This window comes from Streptomyces sp. NPDC041970 (assembly GCF_055588985.1).
The window spans coordinates 67,425-80,972 of record NZ_JBVJCD010000028.1 but is presented as its reverse complement, the minus strand read 5'-3'; the positions used below and the strand labels follow the sequence as shown (position 1 = coordinate 80,972).

The following is a 13,548-nucleotide window of genomic DNA, read 5'->3' as shown; positions in this document are numbered from 1 at the left end:
GCCATAAACGCCTCTTTCCCCCCCCCCACCAAGCGACGGGAGGCGGCGCGGCGCGTGGCGCACCCCCGTCGGGCGCGGGGGGGGGGGCCCCCCCCCCCCGCCCCCCCCCCTTCCGTTTACCCCGGCCCTATCCGCGCGCCGGACGGAGGAGGCACGAGAGAGCCGGCCCCCGCACCGTGCGGGGGCCGGCTCCCGTGTGCGCGGGGCTCAGGCGTACGGGTAGAACCCCGACCCCGTCTTGCGGCCGAGCCGCCCCGCGTCGACCATCCGCTGGAGCAGCGGGGGAGCGGCGTACAGCGGCTCCTTGTACTCCGTGTACATCGAGTCGGCGACCGAGGCCACGGTGTCCAGGCCGATCAGGTCGGCGAGCTTGAGCGGGCCCATGGGGTGGGCGCAGCCCATCTCCATGCCGTTGTCGATGTCCTCGCGGCTGGCGATGCCGGACTCGAACATCCGGATCGCGGAGAGCAGGTACGGGATCAGCAGCGCGTTCACGACGAACCCGGACCGGTCCTGGGCGCGGATCGGGTGCTTGCCGAGCACGTCCTGGACGACGGCCTCGGCGCGCCGGATCGTCTCGTCCGACGTGGTCAGCGCGGGGATCAGCTCGACGAGCCGCTGCACCGGGGCCGGGTTGAAGAAGTGGATGCCGATGACCTGGTCCGGGCGCGAGGTGGCGACGGCCAGCTTCACCAGCGGGATCGAGGAGGTGTTGGAGGCCAGGATCGCGTCCTGCCGGGTCACCACCTGGTCCAGGATCTGGAAGATCTCGGTCTTGACCTGCTCGTTCTCCACGACGGCCTCGATGACGAGGTCGCGGTCGGCGAACTCCCCGAGGTCGGTGGTGAAGCTCAGCCGGCCGAGGGCCTCGTCCCGCTCCTCCGCGGTGATCTTGCCCCGCTCGGCGGCCTTCGAGAGGGAGTTGTGCAGACGGGTGCGGCCGATCTCCAGCGCTTCGCCGGTGGTCTCGGCGACCGCCACTTCGAGGCCGCTGCGTGCGCACACCTCCGCGATGCCCGCGCCCATCTGGCCACAGCCGACCACTCCGACGCGTGCAATGTCGGCCATAGAGTCCGTCACCTCGTGCCTTTCGCCGTTCTCCGTATCGCAGGGTCCGTGTGATTCCGGCGCCCGCCTCGACCCCCCGACGTTACTCCGCGCGCCGACGCGGGCGACCTGCGGGTCACGGCGGACACGGACGGGCATGATGCCGTTACCCACGGCTATCGGGGCCGTGGTGGGAGCAGAGGGACGAGGTCGAGCGGAATGCGGCGTACGGGTGTGGCGAGAAGGGCCTTCGTGCTGAGCGCGGCCGGACTGCTGGCGGCGATGAGCGCGGCCGGGGACGCGGTGGCCGTCCCGGCGGCGGCGGAGGGGGGCGACGGACGGCGGGCGGCCTCCGCCGGCGGGTTGGGCGGCATGTGGATCGCGACGGTGGCGAACATCGACTGGCCCTCCAAGCCCGGTCTGACGGCCGCGGCGCAGGAGGCGGAGCTGATCGGGTTCCTGGACCGGGCCGTCGAGCTGCGGCTCAACGCGGTGGTGCTCCAGGTCCGGCCCACCGCCGACGCCCTGTGGCCCTCGCCGTACGAGCCGTGGGCCGCCTGCCTCACCGGGACGCAGGGCAAGGACCCCGGCTGGGACCCGCTGGGCAGGGCGGTGCGCGCGGCGCACGACCGGGGCCTGGAGCTGCACGCCTGGTTCAACCCCTACCGGGTGGCGAACCACACCGACCCCGCCCGGCTCACCGCCTCCCACCCGGCCCGCCGCAACCCCTCCTGGGTCGTGCCGTACGGCGGGAAGCTGTACTACAACCCCGGCCTGCCCGAGGTCCGCCGCTTCGTCCAGGACGCGATGCTGGACGCCGTGCGCCGCTACGACATCGACGCCGTGCACTGGGACGACTACTTCTACCCCTATCCGGTGGCCGGCCAGGCGTTCGACGACGACGCGGCGTTCGAGCGGTACGGCGGCGGCTTCGCCGACCGGGCGGCCTGGCGGCGGGACAACACCGACCGGCTGGTGCGCGAGACGGGGGAGCGGATCCGGGAGATCAAGCCGGAGGTCCGCTTCGGCATCAGCCCCTTCGCCGTGTGGCGCAACGCCGCGACGGACCCGAGGGGGTCGGACACGCGGGCGGGCGTGCAGACCTACGACGACCTGTACGCCGACACCCGCAAGTGGATCAAGCAGGGGTGGATCGACTACATCTGCCCGCAGGTGTACTGGCACATCGGCAACGCGGCCGCCGACTACGCCAAGGTCGTCGCCTGGTGGAGCGCGACCGTCCGGGGCACGGGCGTGGACCTGTACGTGGGGGAGGCGCTGTACAAGGCGGGCGACCCGGCCCAGCCCGCCGCCTGGCAGGACCCCGCCGAACTCTCCCGCCACCTCGCCCTCGCCCGGAACCACGCGGAGGTCGGCGGCCACGCCTTCTTCTCCGCCCGGAGCGTCGCGGCCGACCGGATCGGCGCGATGCGGCGCGTGGTGGCCGACCACTACGGCGACCGGGCCCGCCTGCGCCCGCACCGGGGGCGCCCGCCGCGTTGAGCCGGCCGGGAGTGTGCCGGGCCGCCGCGCGCGACGGCCGGCGGCCCGGCCCTCCTACTGCGGCTGACGGCTCCTGGGCGCGTCGATGTGCTGGACGACGCTGTCGGGGCCGGGGGACATCAGGGACTCGTGGCCGTCCGGAAAGCGGAGCCGGAAGGGGGGCGCGCCCCCGTCCCCGAGTACGTCGACGATTTCCGCGACCCGGTCGTGCTGTCCCACGGTCCTGCCGTGCATCAGCAGCCGGTCGCCCGCGTGCGCCTCCATCGGAAGTCGCCTCCTCGCGAGGGGAGAGGGTGGTCCATGTCGACAAGTCTATGACCGTACGGGCGCGGTTTCACGTGCCGGGCGCCGGCCGGCCCGCTGGGTGGCGGCGATGCAGACGAGGACCGCCGCCGCCGCGACCGGAGCCGCCGCCGAGACCTCCTCGCCGAGCAGGAGGCAGGACCACACCAGGGTGAGCAGCGGCTGGGCGAGCTGGAGCTGACTGGCGCGGGCGACGCCGATCGCGGCCATGCCGCGGTACCAGACGTACAGCCCGAGGAAGGTCGACACGCCGGCCACCCAGACCAGCCCGGCCAGGCCCCGGACCGTCAGGTGCACGGGTTCGAGCGGCAGGGCCACCGCGCAGCCGGCCACCGCGAGCGGCAGGCACAGGACCAGGGCCCAGCCGATCACCTGCCACCCCGGCATCGACCGGGCCAGCCGCCCGCCCTCGGTGTACCCGGCGGCGCACACCAGCAGCGCGCCGAACAGGTACAGGTCCCCGGCGGCCAGGGCCCCGCCGCTCTCCCGCACCGTGAAGGCGATCACCACGGCCGCCCCGGCGACGGCGGCGGCCCAGAACGCGCGCGGGGGGCGCTCGCCGGTGCGCACCGCCCCCAGGACCGCCGTCGTCAGCGGCAGCAGGCCCACCACCACGGCCGCGTGCGAGGTGGTCGAGGTCTCCAGCGCCAGCGTCGTCAGCAGGGGGAAGCCCACCACCACGCCGCCCCCCACCACCGCGAGCCCGGCCCAGTGGCGGCGCTCCGGCGGCGGGACGCGCGCGGCCAGCAGCACCCCGCCCGCGATCAGGGCGGCGAGCACGCCGCGCAGGGCCACCAGGGACCACGGGCCGAAGCTCTCCAACCCCCAGGCGGTGCCCGGAAAGGTCAGCGAGAAGGCGACGACGCCGAGCCCGGCGAGCGCCGCGCCGCGGCGGCCGCCCGGTGGGGCCGGCCGCCGACCGGGACCGGTCGCGGCGGCGCGCGGGGAACGGGACCGGCCGCCCGGCGGCACCGCGGCCGGGGCGGTCGCCGCGTCGGCGACCGCTATCGGGGAAGGGGAGGTAGCGCTATCGTCTGCTCTCATGCATGAGCGTAGCAGCGTGTCCGAGCTGGCCGGCGTCCTCCGGGCGGAGCTGGACCGCTACTCTCCTGGGGGAAAGCTGCCGTCGAGCCGCGCGCTCGTCGAGCGCTTCCGGGTCAGCCCGGTCACCGTCTCGCGGGCCATCGCCCATCTGGCCGCCGAAGGGCTCGTCGTCACCCGGCCGGGCTCCGGCGCCTACCGGGCGCAGCCCCGCACGGCCCTGCCGGCACCCGGTGACACCTCCTGGCAGGAGGTGTCGCTGAGCGGCGACGGCGGCCCCGAGGCGGTGCCGCGCACCGTCGACGCCTCCGGCGTGCTGGTCACCCTCGCCGCACCGCCGCCCGGCGTCATCGAGCTGAACGGCGGCTACCTCCACGCCTCGCTCCAGCCCGAGCGGGCGATGGCCGCCGCCCTGGCCCGCGCCGGCCGCAGGCCCGAGGCGTGGAGCCGCCCCCCTGTGGACGGGCTGCCCGAGCTGCGGTCCTGGTTCGCCCGCGAGATCGGGCCCGCCCTCTCCGCCGCCGACGTCCTGATCACCGCGGGAGGCCAGAGCGCGCTGGCCACCGCGCTGCGCGCGCTCGCCCCGCCGGGGGCCCCGGTCCTCGTGGAGTCGCCGACGTACCCCGGAATGCTCGCCGTCGCCCGAGCCGCCGGGCTGCGCCCCGTCCCCGTCCCGATGGACGCCGACGGCATCCGCCCCGAGCTGCTCGCCGACGCGTTCCGGGCCACCGGCGCACGGGTCCTCGTCACCCAACCGCTCTTCCACAACCCCACCGGGGCCACCCTCGCGCCCGAGCGCCGGCCCGAGGTGCTGGCCATCGCCCGAGCGGCCGGCGCGTTCGTGGTCGAGGACGACTTCGCCCGCCGGCTCGTCCACGACGACGCCGGACCGCTGCCCGCGCCGCTGGCCGCCGACGACCCCGACGGCGTCGTGGTCCACGTCTGCTCCCTGACCAAGGCCACCTCGCCCAGCTTCCGGGTCGGCGCGCTGGCCGCGCGGGGCCCGGTGCGCGAACGGCTGCGCGCCATCCAGGTCGTCGACAGCTTCTTCGTGCCCCGGCCGCTCCAGGAGGCCGCGCTGGAACTCGTCGGCTCCCCGGCCTGGCCCCGCCACCTGGCCGCCGTCGCGGCCGAGCTGAGGCACCGCCGCACGGTCATGGCGGCCGCCCTGCGCGGCGAGCTCCCCGCGATCGCCCCGCCGCGCCTCCCGGCGGGCGGCGGCAGCCTCTGGCTGCGCCTTCCGGGCGGCGGCGACGGCACGGCGACCGACGAGTCCGCCGTCGTCTCGGCCGCCCTGCGGGCCTCGGTGGCCGTCGCCCCCGGCCGCCCGTACTTCTGCGCCGAGCCCCCGGCGGCCCATCTCCGCCTGAGCTTCGCCGGGGCCTCGGGACCGGCGGAGATCGCGGAGGGCGTGCGCCGGCTCCGTACCGCGTGGGAAGGGGTGCCCGCCTCGCCCGCCGACGCCGGCCGCGTCGATCCGACCCGCGTTTCGCCTCCCGCGGCGGGGAATGTGAGGATGTCACCATGACAACCAAGGTCTACTTCGACATCACCATCGACGACCAGCCCGCCGGTCGGATCACGTTCAACCTGTACGACGACGTCGTCCCCAAGACGGCCGAGAACTTCCGCGCGCTCGCCACCGGCGAGAAGGGCTTCGGCTACGCCGGCTCGTCCTTCCACCGCGTCATCCCGGACTTCATGCTCCAGGGTGGCGACTTCACCCGCGGCGACGGCACCGGCGGCAAGAGCATCTACGGCGAGAAGTTCGCCGACGAGAACTTCACGCTCAAGCACGACCGCGTCGGCCTGCTCTCGATGGCCAACGCCGGACCGAACTCCAACGGTTCGCAGTTCTTCATCACGACCGTGCTCACCCCGTGGCTGGACGGCAAGCACGTCGTCTTCGGCGAGGTCGCCGACGAGGACGGCATGGCCCTGGTCCGCAAGATCGAGTCGCTCGGCAGCCCGAACGGCCGCACCCGCGCGAAGGTCACCATCGCCGAGTCCGGCGCTCTCTGACCCGACCAGGGGCGCCGCCGGGGCCTTCGGACCCCGGAACGACCGGACGCCCGGCCCGACGCGATGTGCCGCGTCGGCCGGGCGTCCGTCGTACGAGGGGCGGTCAGTCGGTGCGGGCGGCCCGCTCCGCGTCGCGCTCCTTGATGCGGGCCGCCTCCTTGCGGACCTCGGCCTGCGTGGCGCGCTCCGCGCGGAGCCACTCCGGCATCTCGTTCTTCAGCGCGTCGATCTGCTCGGTGGTGAGCGGCTCGGTGACCCCGCCGCGCGCGAGCCCCGCGATGGAGACGCCGAGCTTCGCCGCGACGACCGGGCGGGGGTGCGGACCGGTGCGGCGCAGCTCCACCAGCCAGGCGGGCGGGTCGCTCTGCAGGGCGTTCAGCTCGGTGCGCGAGACGGCACCCTCCTGGAACTCGGCGGGGGTGGCCTGGAGGTACACACCCAGCTTCTTCGCCGCGGTGGCGGGCTTCATGGTCTGGGCGGTCTTGTGCGACGTCATGGGTCCAGGGTATCGACCGCGGGACACGCCTTCGACCACCGACCGGTAGCCTGGCCACGTGACAGGCTCGGACATCCCCTCTTCCTTCAGGCTCGCGTACGTCCCCGGCGTGACGCCCACCAAGTGGGTGAGGGTCTGGCACGAGCGGCTGCCCGCCACCCCCCTGGAGCTGGTCCAGGCCACCGCGGCCGAGGCCCCCGGACTGCTGGCGGACGGCGGCGCGGACGCGGGCCTCGTACGGCTGCCGGTCGACCGGAGCGTCCTGAGCGCCATCCCCCTCTACACCGAGACGACCGTCGTCGTGGTCCCCAAGGACCACGTGGCGACCGCCGCGGAGGAGGTGTCGCTCGACGAGCTGGCCGACGAGATCGTCCTGCACCCGCTCGACGACCCCCTCGACTGGCAGACCCTGCCGGGCCGCCCCGCTTTCGAACGCCCGGCCACCACGGCGGACGCGATCGAACTCGTGGCGGCCGGGGTGGGCGTCCTCCTCGTCCCGCAGTCCCTGGCCCGCCTGCACCACCGCAAGGACCTCACCTACCGCCCCGTGCGGGAGGGGGAGGCCCCCGAGTCGCGCGTCGCCCTGTCCTGGCCCGAGGCGGAGACCACCCCCGACCTGGTGGAGGAGTTCATCGGGATCGTCCGGGGGCGCACGGTCAACAGCACCCGCGGCCGCGCGGCCGCGCCGCAGCAGCCGGAGAAGGCGCGGAAACCGGCCAAGGACAAGGGCGGGGCGCAGCGCTCCGCCACCGGCGGCGGGGGACGCGACCGCGGCGGCGCCGGCCGCCGGGGCGCCTCGGGCGCGGCCACCAGGGGCGGGAAGACCGCCGGTCGCGGAGGCAAGCGCGGAAAGCCCCGCGGGCGGTAGCGGGGCCCCGCGGCCCGGCCCGCGCGCGGCGGGGACGCCCCCGGCCGCCGGTGAACGCCACCTGTGCGGCGGTTGCCTCGTTGACGGAGGCAACCGCCGCACACACAGGGGAGCCCCCGTCCCATGCCGCACCTCCGCAGCACCCGCCGCCTCGGCCTCGTCGGAGCGGTGCTCATCGCCGTGGCCTTCACCGCGCTCCACCTGTCGGCGGTCACCGGCCGGGCCTCGCCCGACACGAAGAACTACCTCTCCTACGCCCTGACCCTCAGCGGCGAGAGCCGCCACGAGGCGGGACGGCGCGCCATCGCGTACACCTGCGACAGCGCGCAGCACCCCCTGACCGCGATCCCCTGGACGAGCAGGAAGCCGGCGGGGGAGTCGCGGGCCCGCTGCGTACGCCGGCTGGCCGACTCGGTCGCCCACTGGTCCCGGCACGGGAACACCTCCGGGATGACGGCGCCGTTCGCCAACCACCGGTTCATGGCCATCTTCGAGGCCCGCCCCGGCTATCCGCTCCTCCTGGCGCCGTTCGTGACCCTGTTCGGCATCGTGTGGGGGCTCTGGCTCGCGGGACTGGCCGTGGCGCTGGCCGGAAGCGTCTGCGTGCTGCTCGCCCTGCGCCGCGCGGGCGCCTCCCGGCGCGCGGGCCTGGCCGGGCAGGCCCTCTACCTCGCCCTGCCCACCGGGACGGTCGCCATGAACCCGTTGAGCGACGGGCTCGCCCTCGCCCTGGGCACGGTGGTCCTGCTCGGCTGCACCCTGCTGCTGCGCGACCGCCCGCGCGCCGGCGCGGCGCTCGTCGCGGGCGGCCTGGCGCTGATGTTCCCGGTGCGCTACTCGCAGGCGCTGCTCCTGGCGGCCGCGCTGGCGGCCGGATGCGCGGTGCGGTGGGGGTGGCTGCGGCTGCGCCGGTCGCCCGCGGGGGCGACCGGCCGGGCGGCCGTCCTGTGCGGGGCGCTGGCCGTGGCCGTCTACGCGGGCGTGCACCTGCTGTCCTGGCCGAGCGGGCAGGACAGCGCCCAGGACCTGCTGACCCACCACTACCAGCAGCCCGACGTGCCCGACCCCTGGCCCGCGTTCCTCGACCGGGAGGGCGTCTTCTGGACGGCGTGGCTCCAACGGCAGGCCGCCTACCCCGTCCTGCCCGTCCTGCTCGCCCTCTCGGCCCTGGCGCTGTGGCGGCGGCGCTCCGAGCTGCGGCCCGTCGCCCTCGCGGCGGCGGGCGCGGGCCTCCTCAACCAGGCCGGCCACCCCAACCTCGACCAACTGCTCGGCCACCGGCTCATCGTGTTCCTCTGGCTGCTGCCCGTACTGGCGATCCCGCTCCTCCTGGACCCGCGCCCGGCCCGCCCGGAGGCCGCGGCGAATGGTCCGGGCGGGCCTCCGCCGCCCCGGAAGGCCCCGCCGCCGGCGGTCGGGCGGGAGGCGGCGGGACCGCTCACCCCGCCGGTCCGCCGGTGAGGGCGAGCAGGTCCTCGATCAGGTCGGCGGCGCGCGGCGCGCCGCCCTCGGCCCGTGCCTGGAGGCGCAACCGTGCCGAGCTGCGGGCGACTTCCGGGTCGGCGACCAGTTCGTCCAGGGCCGCTCCCAGAGCCTGGGCCGTGGCGTCCGCGGTGTCGACGCGGCGGGCGACGCCCAGCTCCACCAGCCGGTCCGCGTTCATGAACTGGTCGGCGGCCTGCGGCACGGCGATCATGGGCACGCCCGCGAGCAGCCCTTCGCCGCAGCCGCCCATGCCCGCGTGGGTGACGAAGGCGTCCGCCTGCTCCAGGATGGCCCGCTGCGGAACCCAGGAGCGCACCTCGACGTTGGACGGGACGTCTCCGACGTCCCGCGGGTCGGTGTGCCGGCCGATCTGGAGCACGACGTGCCAGCCGGGCAGGTTCCCGTACGCGGCGACGCACTGCCGGTAGAACTCCGGCCGATGCGTGTACGCCGAGCCCAGGGAGACCAGCAGGACGTTCTCCGCGTCCGCCGGCCGCGTCCAGCCGCCCGTGTCCGCGTGCGCGTCGGGGCAGGGCCCGACGAAGTCCACCGCACCGGCGTCGACCCGGTCGGCGTACGGCTGCATCGCGCGGGGGATCAGGGCCAGGGCCCGCGCGGGCGGACCGGAGAAGGCGTCCACGTCCGTGGTGGCCGCCCCGCAGCCGGCCAGCCACTGGGCGAACCGGGCGCGGTACGCGTCCGCGCCCGGCAACGTCCGCAGGTGCGCCCCGATCTGCTCGTGGTAGCCGTCCCAGGCCACGAACGACGGGGAGAGCTGCATGAGGGGCCGGCCCTGCGCTTCGGCGAGGGCGCGCCCGGCGTAGGCGCCGATGTCGTACAGGTACAGGTCCGCCGGGTCCTCGTCGTAGGCGGCGCGCAGCCGGGGCAGCGTCCGGACGGCGTCGTCGAGGAAGAGGCCCGCCGCGGCGATCGGGTCGTCGGGCCAGGCGTTGTCGGCGACCGGCAGACCGGACGCGCAGGGGACCGGTTCGGCGCCGGTCGCCGCGATCCGGTCGGCCACCGCCGGGTCGTTGGCGTACGTGACCCGGTGGCCGCGGGCCACCAGCTCGCGCACGATCCCCAGGCTGGGCAGGACGTGGCTGACGATGGGAACGCCGACCATGGCGACATGGGCGCGGCGACGGGGCATGGGCGCTCACTCGATTCCGGGTGCGGGGCGGGCGGGACGGGGCGTCACGGACGGCGGGCGCTCGGGGCGGCCGCCTCCAACGCGTCGATCGAGCCCGACATGATCGTCCGTACGTGCTCGGTGATGTGCTCGGCGGGCCAGTCCCACCACGCGACGGCGAGGAGGCGGGCGACGTCCTCCGCGTCGTAGCGGGTGCGGATGAGCCGGGCCGGGTTGCCGCCGACGATCCCGTAGTCGGGCACGTCGCCCGTGACGACGGCGCCGGCGGCGATGATCGCGCCGTGGCCGATCCGGACGCCGGGCATGACCGTCGCGCCGTGGCCGAACCAGACGTCGTTGCCGACGACGGTGTCACCCCGGCCGGGCAGGTCGGTGAGCAGGTCGAAGTGGTCGGCCCAGGAGCCGCCCAGGGTGGGGAAGGGGAACGTCGACGGGCCGTCCATCCGGTGGTTGGCGCCGTTCATGATGAACCGCGTCCCGGTGCCCAGCGCGCAGAACCGGCCGATGACGAGCCTCTCGGGGCCGTAGTGGTAGAGGACGTTGCGCGTCTCGAAGGCGGTCGCGTCGTCCGGGTCGTCGTAGTAGGAGTACGCGCCGACGTCGATCAGCGGGGACTTCACCAGCGGTCCGAGCTGCACCACCCGCGGCTGGCCGGGCATCGGGTGCAGGACGGTCGGGTCGGCGGGAATGGGAGGCATGGCTTGGGGGTCCTCTCGGGAAGGGGAGGGAGCGGGCGGGGTGAACGTGCGCGCTCAGCCGCTGGTGGCGGGGGTGCGGGCGGGCAGCGCCAGGCGGGTCCCCCGCCAGCGCCGCCGGAGCGAGCGGTCGTGGCTGACGAGGACGACCGCGCCGGCGAAATCGGCCAACGCGGCCTCCAACTCCTCGGCCAGGGCGGGGGAGAGGTGGTTGGTGGGCTCGTCGAGCAGCAGGACGTCCGCGGGGCGGCCGACCAGCCGTGCCAGCGCGAGCCGCTGCCGCTGGCCGGTGGAGAGCCGGGCGACCGGCGTGTCCAGCCGGGAGGGGTCGAACAGCCCGAGGGCCAGGAGCCGTTCGGCGTACTCGTCGGGCTCCCCCGCCCACCCGCGGGCGTACGCGGCCAGCAAGGTCCCGTCCGCCGAACCGGCGTCCGGGTCCTGTGCGAGATACCCGATCCGGCCGCGCCGGTCGACGTGCCCCCGGTCGGGGGCCAGGCGGCCGGCCAGGACGCGCAGCAGGGTGCTCTTGCCCGCGCCGTTCTCGCCGGTGATCAGCAGGTGTTCGCCGGCCCGGACCGTCAGGGAGAGCGGATCGAGCCTGCCTGCGACGGCGACCCCGACGGCGTCGAGCACGTCGCCGCGCACCGGCCCGGCGCGCAGCGCGGGCGAGAAGCGCAGCGGCTCGGGCGGGGCGGGGACCGGGTCGGCCCGCAGGCGGCGCAGCCGCTCCTCGGCGTTGCGGACGCGGCCGGCGAGGGACTGCTGCACACGGGCCCCGGCCCGGTCGTACGCCATCTTGTCGCCGTCCCGCATCGCCCGGCCGGGGGCCACCCGGCGGGCGGTGACCTCGGCCGACGTGCGCGCCCGGTCGACGTCGGCGCACCACCGCTCGTGGCGCTCGGCCCACCGCCGCCGCGCCGCCGCCTTCTCCGCGAGGTAGCCGGCGTAGCCGTTGCCGTACCGGACGACGGTGTGCCGGTCCCCGTCCACCTCCAGCAGGCTGGTGGCGACGCCTTCGAGGAAGACGCGGTCGTGGGAGACGACCGCGGTGGAGCCCCGCCGGCCGCGCAGGTGCTCCTCCAGCCAGGTCAGGGCGGCCTCGTCCAGGTGGTTGGTCGGCTCGTCCAGCAACAGCACCTCCGGGGCGGCCGCCAGCACCGCCGCCAGACGCAGCCGGGCCCGTTCGCCGCCGGAGAGGTCGCCCACGGCCGAGGCGCGGTCCACCTGCCGCAGCCCGAGCCCGTGCAGGGCGCGTTCCAGCCGGGCGTCGGCGTCGTAGCCGCCGCGCACCTCGAAGGCGGAGACGGCCTCCCCGTACGCGTCGAGCACCGACGCGTCGCCGTCGGCCATCGCCGCCTCCAGGCGGCGCATCCGGGCCGCGATCGCGCGGAGATCGCCCAGGGCCCGGTCGACGACCTGCTGGGCCGTCGTCTCCGGGGCCAGGTCGGGGTCCTGGGCGAGGTAGCCGACGCCGCCGTCGGCCCGCACGACGACCTCCCCCCGGTCGGGGCGCTCCCGCCCGGCGAGCAGGCGCAGCAGGGTGGTCTTGCCGGACCCGTTCTCCCCGACGATCCCGGTGCACTCGCCCGGGGCGAGCGAGCAGGTCACCGAGGTGAGGACGGGTCTGCCGGCGAAGGACTTGCCGAGGTCGAGCGCGGTGATCTGTGCGGCCATGCAGGGGTCTCCGAAGCTGTCAGGAACGGGCGGTCCGAGGGGACCGCGAGGCCGGGAGCAGACTTCGGAAGAGCATCGGCGACTCCACTAATGCGACGACTGTTGCTTTAGGATGCTGTCACGCCCCCTTCCGCCGAGCAACCGGATTCCCGATGACGGACCCACCGGACGACCTGTCACCGCCCGCCAGCCGCGCCGAGCCGCCCGCCAGCCGCGCCGAGCCGCCCGCCCGCCGACCGGGGGGCCGCACCGCCCGCGTCCGCGCCCGCGTGCTCGACGCCGTACGCGCCGAACTCGGCGAACACGGATACGAGGGGCTCACCGTGGAGGGCGTCGCGGCCCGCGCCGGCGTGCACCGCGCCACGGTCCACCGCCGCTGGCAGGACGTCGGGGGCCTGCTCGCCGACGTGCTCGACGCGGCCGGCGAGGACGACTGGCGGCCCCCGGACACCGGATCCCTGCGCGGCGACCTGACGGCCCTCAACGACCAGATCCAGGAATCGCTGGTCGCGCGGCCGTCGATCCCCGCCGCGCTGATGGCCGCCTCGTTCCGCTCCCCGCAGGCGGCCCGCGCCCAGCAGCGGCTGTGGGAGGACCGGTACGCGCGCTGCGGGGCCGTCGTCGCGCGCGCCGTCGAACGCGGCGAACTCCCGCCGCGCACGGACGCCCGGCGCCTGCTGATCGCCGCCACCGCCCCGCTCTACCACGAACTGGTGCTGCTGCGTTCCGCCCCCGACCCGCGCCTGCCGACCCACGCCGCCGCCACGGCGGCCCTGGCGGCCGCCGCCGGGGCGTTCGCCCTGCCGGAGGGGGCGGACGGGGGGTGCGGCTGAGCGCCGGGTTCTGCTCGCGGGTGCTCGCGGTGGCGCACGCCGTCACGCGGAGGGGCCCGGAGCCCGCGGCGGGGCGGGAAGCGTCCGCCCCGGGCGGGCGAGCGGGGACAGGGCCATCGGCGCCGGCGACAGCAGCGTCCCCGCCGCCGTCACCAGAAGGCTGGTGCGCGTCCCCCACGCCTCCGCGAGGAAGCCGCCGAGCAGCGAGCCGAGCGGGGTCGGCCCCATGCCGACGAAGGTGATCGTCGCGGGCGTGCGGCCCTGCATCCCGTCGGGGGTGAGGGCCTGACGGCACAAGGACCCCTCGGGAAACCGGAGACGAGACCCGCGAACCGGCGCACGACCGGCGTGCCGACCATGTCGGTCAGCGGGAGGGAAAGGTTCGCTGTGCCGCGCTTCACGGGCAGCACGCGATGACGGGCCGCTCACGG

At 75.8% G+C, this 13,548-nt stretch carries 13 protein-coding genes and 1 pseudogene; 6 read left to right on the top strand and 8 right to left on the bottom strand.

What is annotated here, in order from left to right:
- Positions 1–207: 207 nt before the first annotated feature.
- Entirely contained in the window at positions 208–1,068 is an 861-nt protein-coding gene (locus tag ACZ6EJ_RS16095; protein WP_469267705.1) for a 3-hydroxybutyryl-CoA dehydrogenase, read from the bottom strand.
- Positions 1,069–1,266: 198 nt separating this feature from the next.
- Between ACZ6EJ_RS16095 and ACZ6EJ_RS16090 the strand changes: the two genes are divergently transcribed.
- Complete coding sequence (locus tag ACZ6EJ_RS16090; protein WP_469267703.1) at positions 1,267–2,550, top strand: glycoside hydrolase family 10-like protein; 1,284 nt, start codon at positions 1,267–1,269, stop codon at positions 2,548–2,550.
- 54 nt (positions 2,551–2,604) lie between these two features.
- On the opposite strand, the gene ACZ6EJ_RS16085 is transcribed toward ACZ6EJ_RS16090, so the two are convergent.
- Together ACZ6EJ_RS16085 and ACZ6EJ_RS16080 are read right to left on the bottom strand one after the other, a co-directional pair.
- A complete protein-coding gene (locus ACZ6EJ_RS16085) occupies positions 2,605–2,814 on the bottom strand; it encodes a DUF1918 domain-containing protein (RefSeq protein ID WP_469267701.1) in 210 nt (69 codons plus the stop codon).
- Between the two features lie 48 nt (positions 2,815–2,862).
- Positions 2,863–3,897 (bottom strand): DMT family transporter, encoded by a 1,035-nt coding sequence (locus ACZ6EJ_RS16080; protein WP_469267700.1) that lies wholly within the window; start codon positions 3,895–3,897, stop codon positions 2,863–2,865.
- Between ACZ6EJ_RS16080 and ACZ6EJ_RS16075 the strand changes: the two genes are divergently transcribed.
- The gene (locus ACZ6EJ_RS16075; RefSeq protein WP_469267698.1) at positions 3,896–5,422 is read left to right on the top strand and encodes an aminotransferase-like domain-containing protein; all 1,527 of its coding nucleotides are present in this window, start codon (positions 3,896–3,898) and stop codon (positions 5,420–5,422) included. The genes ACZ6EJ_RS16080 and ACZ6EJ_RS16075 overlap by 2 nt on opposite strands.
- Positions 5,419–5,916: a peptidylprolyl isomerase gene (locus tag ACZ6EJ_RS16070; protein WP_469267697.1), complete on the top strand. Its 498-nt coding sequence runs from the start codon at positions 5,419–5,421 to the stop codon at positions 5,914–5,916. The genes ACZ6EJ_RS16075 and ACZ6EJ_RS16070 overlap by 4 nt, the downstream gene beginning before the upstream one ends.
- Positions 5,917–6,019: 103 nt before the next feature.
- Here ACZ6EJ_RS16070 and ACZ6EJ_RS16065 read toward each other — a convergent pair whose 3' ends face one another.
- Entirely contained in the window at positions 6,020–6,412 is a 393-nt protein-coding gene (locus tag ACZ6EJ_RS16065) for a DUF5997 family protein (RefSeq protein WP_469267695.1), read from the bottom strand.
- A 58-nt stretch (positions 6,413–6,470) separates the two neighbouring features.
- On the opposite strand from ACZ6EJ_RS16065, the gene ACZ6EJ_RS16060 reads away from it, so the two are divergent.
- Both ACZ6EJ_RS16060 and ACZ6EJ_RS16055 read left to right on the top strand, forming a co-directional pair.
- A complete protein-coding gene (locus ACZ6EJ_RS16060; protein WP_469267693.1) occupies positions 6,471–7,280 on the top strand; it encodes a LysR family substrate-binding domain-containing protein in 810 nt (269 codons plus the stop codon).
- Between the two features lie 123 nt (positions 7,281–7,403).
- The gene (locus ACZ6EJ_RS16055; protein WP_469267692.1) at positions 7,404–8,741 is read left to right on the top strand and encodes a hypothetical protein; all 1,338 of its coding nucleotides are present in this window, start codon (positions 7,404–7,406) and stop codon (positions 8,739–8,741) included.
- Here ACZ6EJ_RS16055 and ACZ6EJ_RS16050 read toward each other — a convergent pair.
- From ACZ6EJ_RS16050 to ACZ6EJ_RS16040, 3 genes are read right to left on the bottom strand one after another with little or no spacing between them, the layout of a single operon-like run.
- Positions 8,719–9,915 (bottom strand): macrolide family glycosyltransferase, encoded by a 1,197-nt coding sequence (locus tag ACZ6EJ_RS16050; protein ID WP_469267690.1) that lies wholly within the window; start codon positions 9,913–9,915, stop codon positions 8,719–8,721. The two genes, ACZ6EJ_RS16055 and ACZ6EJ_RS16050, sit on opposite strands and share 23 nt — an antisense overlap.
- 44 nt (positions 9,916–9,959) lie before the next feature.
- Positions 9,960–10,613, bottom strand: a complete 654-nt coding sequence (locus ACZ6EJ_RS16045) for a CatB-related O-acetyltransferase (RefSeq protein ID WP_469267688.1) — start codon at positions 10,611–10,613, stop codon at positions 9,960–9,962.
- Between the two features lie 54 nt (positions 10,614–10,667).
- A complete protein-coding gene (locus ACZ6EJ_RS16040) occupies positions 10,668–12,284 on the bottom strand; it encodes an ABC-F family ATP-binding cassette domain-containing protein (protein ID WP_469267687.1) in 1,617 nt (538 codons plus the stop codon).
- Positions 12,285–12,436: 152 nt separating this feature from the next.
- Between ACZ6EJ_RS16040 and ACZ6EJ_RS16035 the strand changes: the two genes are divergently transcribed.
- Positions 12,437–13,117, top strand: a complete 681-nt coding sequence (locus tag ACZ6EJ_RS16035) for a TetR/AcrR family transcriptional regulator (RefSeq protein WP_469267685.1) — start codon at positions 12,437–12,439, stop codon at positions 13,115–13,117.
- 42 nt (positions 13,118–13,159) lie between these two features.
- Here ACZ6EJ_RS16035 and ACZ6EJ_RS16030 read toward each other — a convergent pair.
- Positions 13,160–13,408 (bottom strand): annotated as a pseudogene (locus tag ACZ6EJ_RS16030) (MFS transporter); the annotation flags it as partial.
- Positions 13,409–13,548 lie beyond the last annotated feature (140 nt).

Excerpts from the sequence above, each read along its gene's own strand:
- ACZ6EJ_RS16035 (WP_469267685.1), top strand. The coding sequence starts at position 12,437 with ATGACGGACCCACCGGACGACCTGTCACCGCCCGCCAGCCGCGCCGAG.
- ACZ6EJ_RS16055 (WP_469267692.1), top strand. The coding sequence starts at position 7,404 with ATGCCGCACCTCCGCAGCACCCGCCGCCTCGGCCTCGTCGGAGCGGTG.
- ACZ6EJ_RS16045 (WP_469267688.1), bottom strand. The coding sequence starts at position 10,613 with ATGCCTCCCATTCCCGCCGACCCGACCGTCCTGCACCCGATGCCCGGC.
- ACZ6EJ_RS16050 (WP_469267690.1), bottom strand. The coding sequence starts at position 9,915 with ATGCCCCGTCGCCGCGCCCATGTCGCCATGGTCGGCGTTCCCATCGTC.
- ACZ6EJ_RS16040 (WP_469267687.1), bottom strand. The coding sequence starts at position 12,284 with ATGGCCGCACAGATCACCGCGCTCGACCTCGGCAAGTCCTTCGCCGGC.
- ACZ6EJ_RS16085 (WP_469267701.1), bottom strand. The coding sequence starts at position 2,814 with ATGGAGGCGCACGCGGGCGACCGGCTGCTGATGCACGGCAGGACCGTG.
- ACZ6EJ_RS16095 (WP_469267705.1), bottom strand. The coding sequence starts at position 1,068 with ATGGCCGACATTGCACGCGTCGGAGTGGTCGGCTGTGGCCAGATGGGC.
- ACZ6EJ_RS16080 (WP_469267700.1), bottom strand. The coding sequence starts at position 3,897 with ATGAGAGCAGACGATAGCGCTACCTCCCCTTCCCCGATAGCGGTCGCC.
- ACZ6EJ_RS16065 (WP_469267695.1), bottom strand. The coding sequence starts at position 6,412 with ATGACGTCGCACAAGACCGCCCAGACCATGAAGCCCGCCACCGCGGCG.
- ACZ6EJ_RS16070 (WP_469267697.1), top strand. The coding sequence starts at position 5,419 with ATGACAACCAAGGTCTACTTCGACATCACCATCGACGACCAGCCCGCC.
- ACZ6EJ_RS16090 (WP_469267703.1), top strand. The coding sequence starts at position 1,267 with ATGCGGCGTACGGGTGTGGCGAGAAGGGCCTTCGTGCTGAGCGCGGCC.
- ACZ6EJ_RS16075 (WP_469267698.1), top strand. The coding sequence starts at position 3,896 with ATGCATGAGCGTAGCAGCGTGTCCGAGCTGGCCGGCGTCCTCCGGGCG.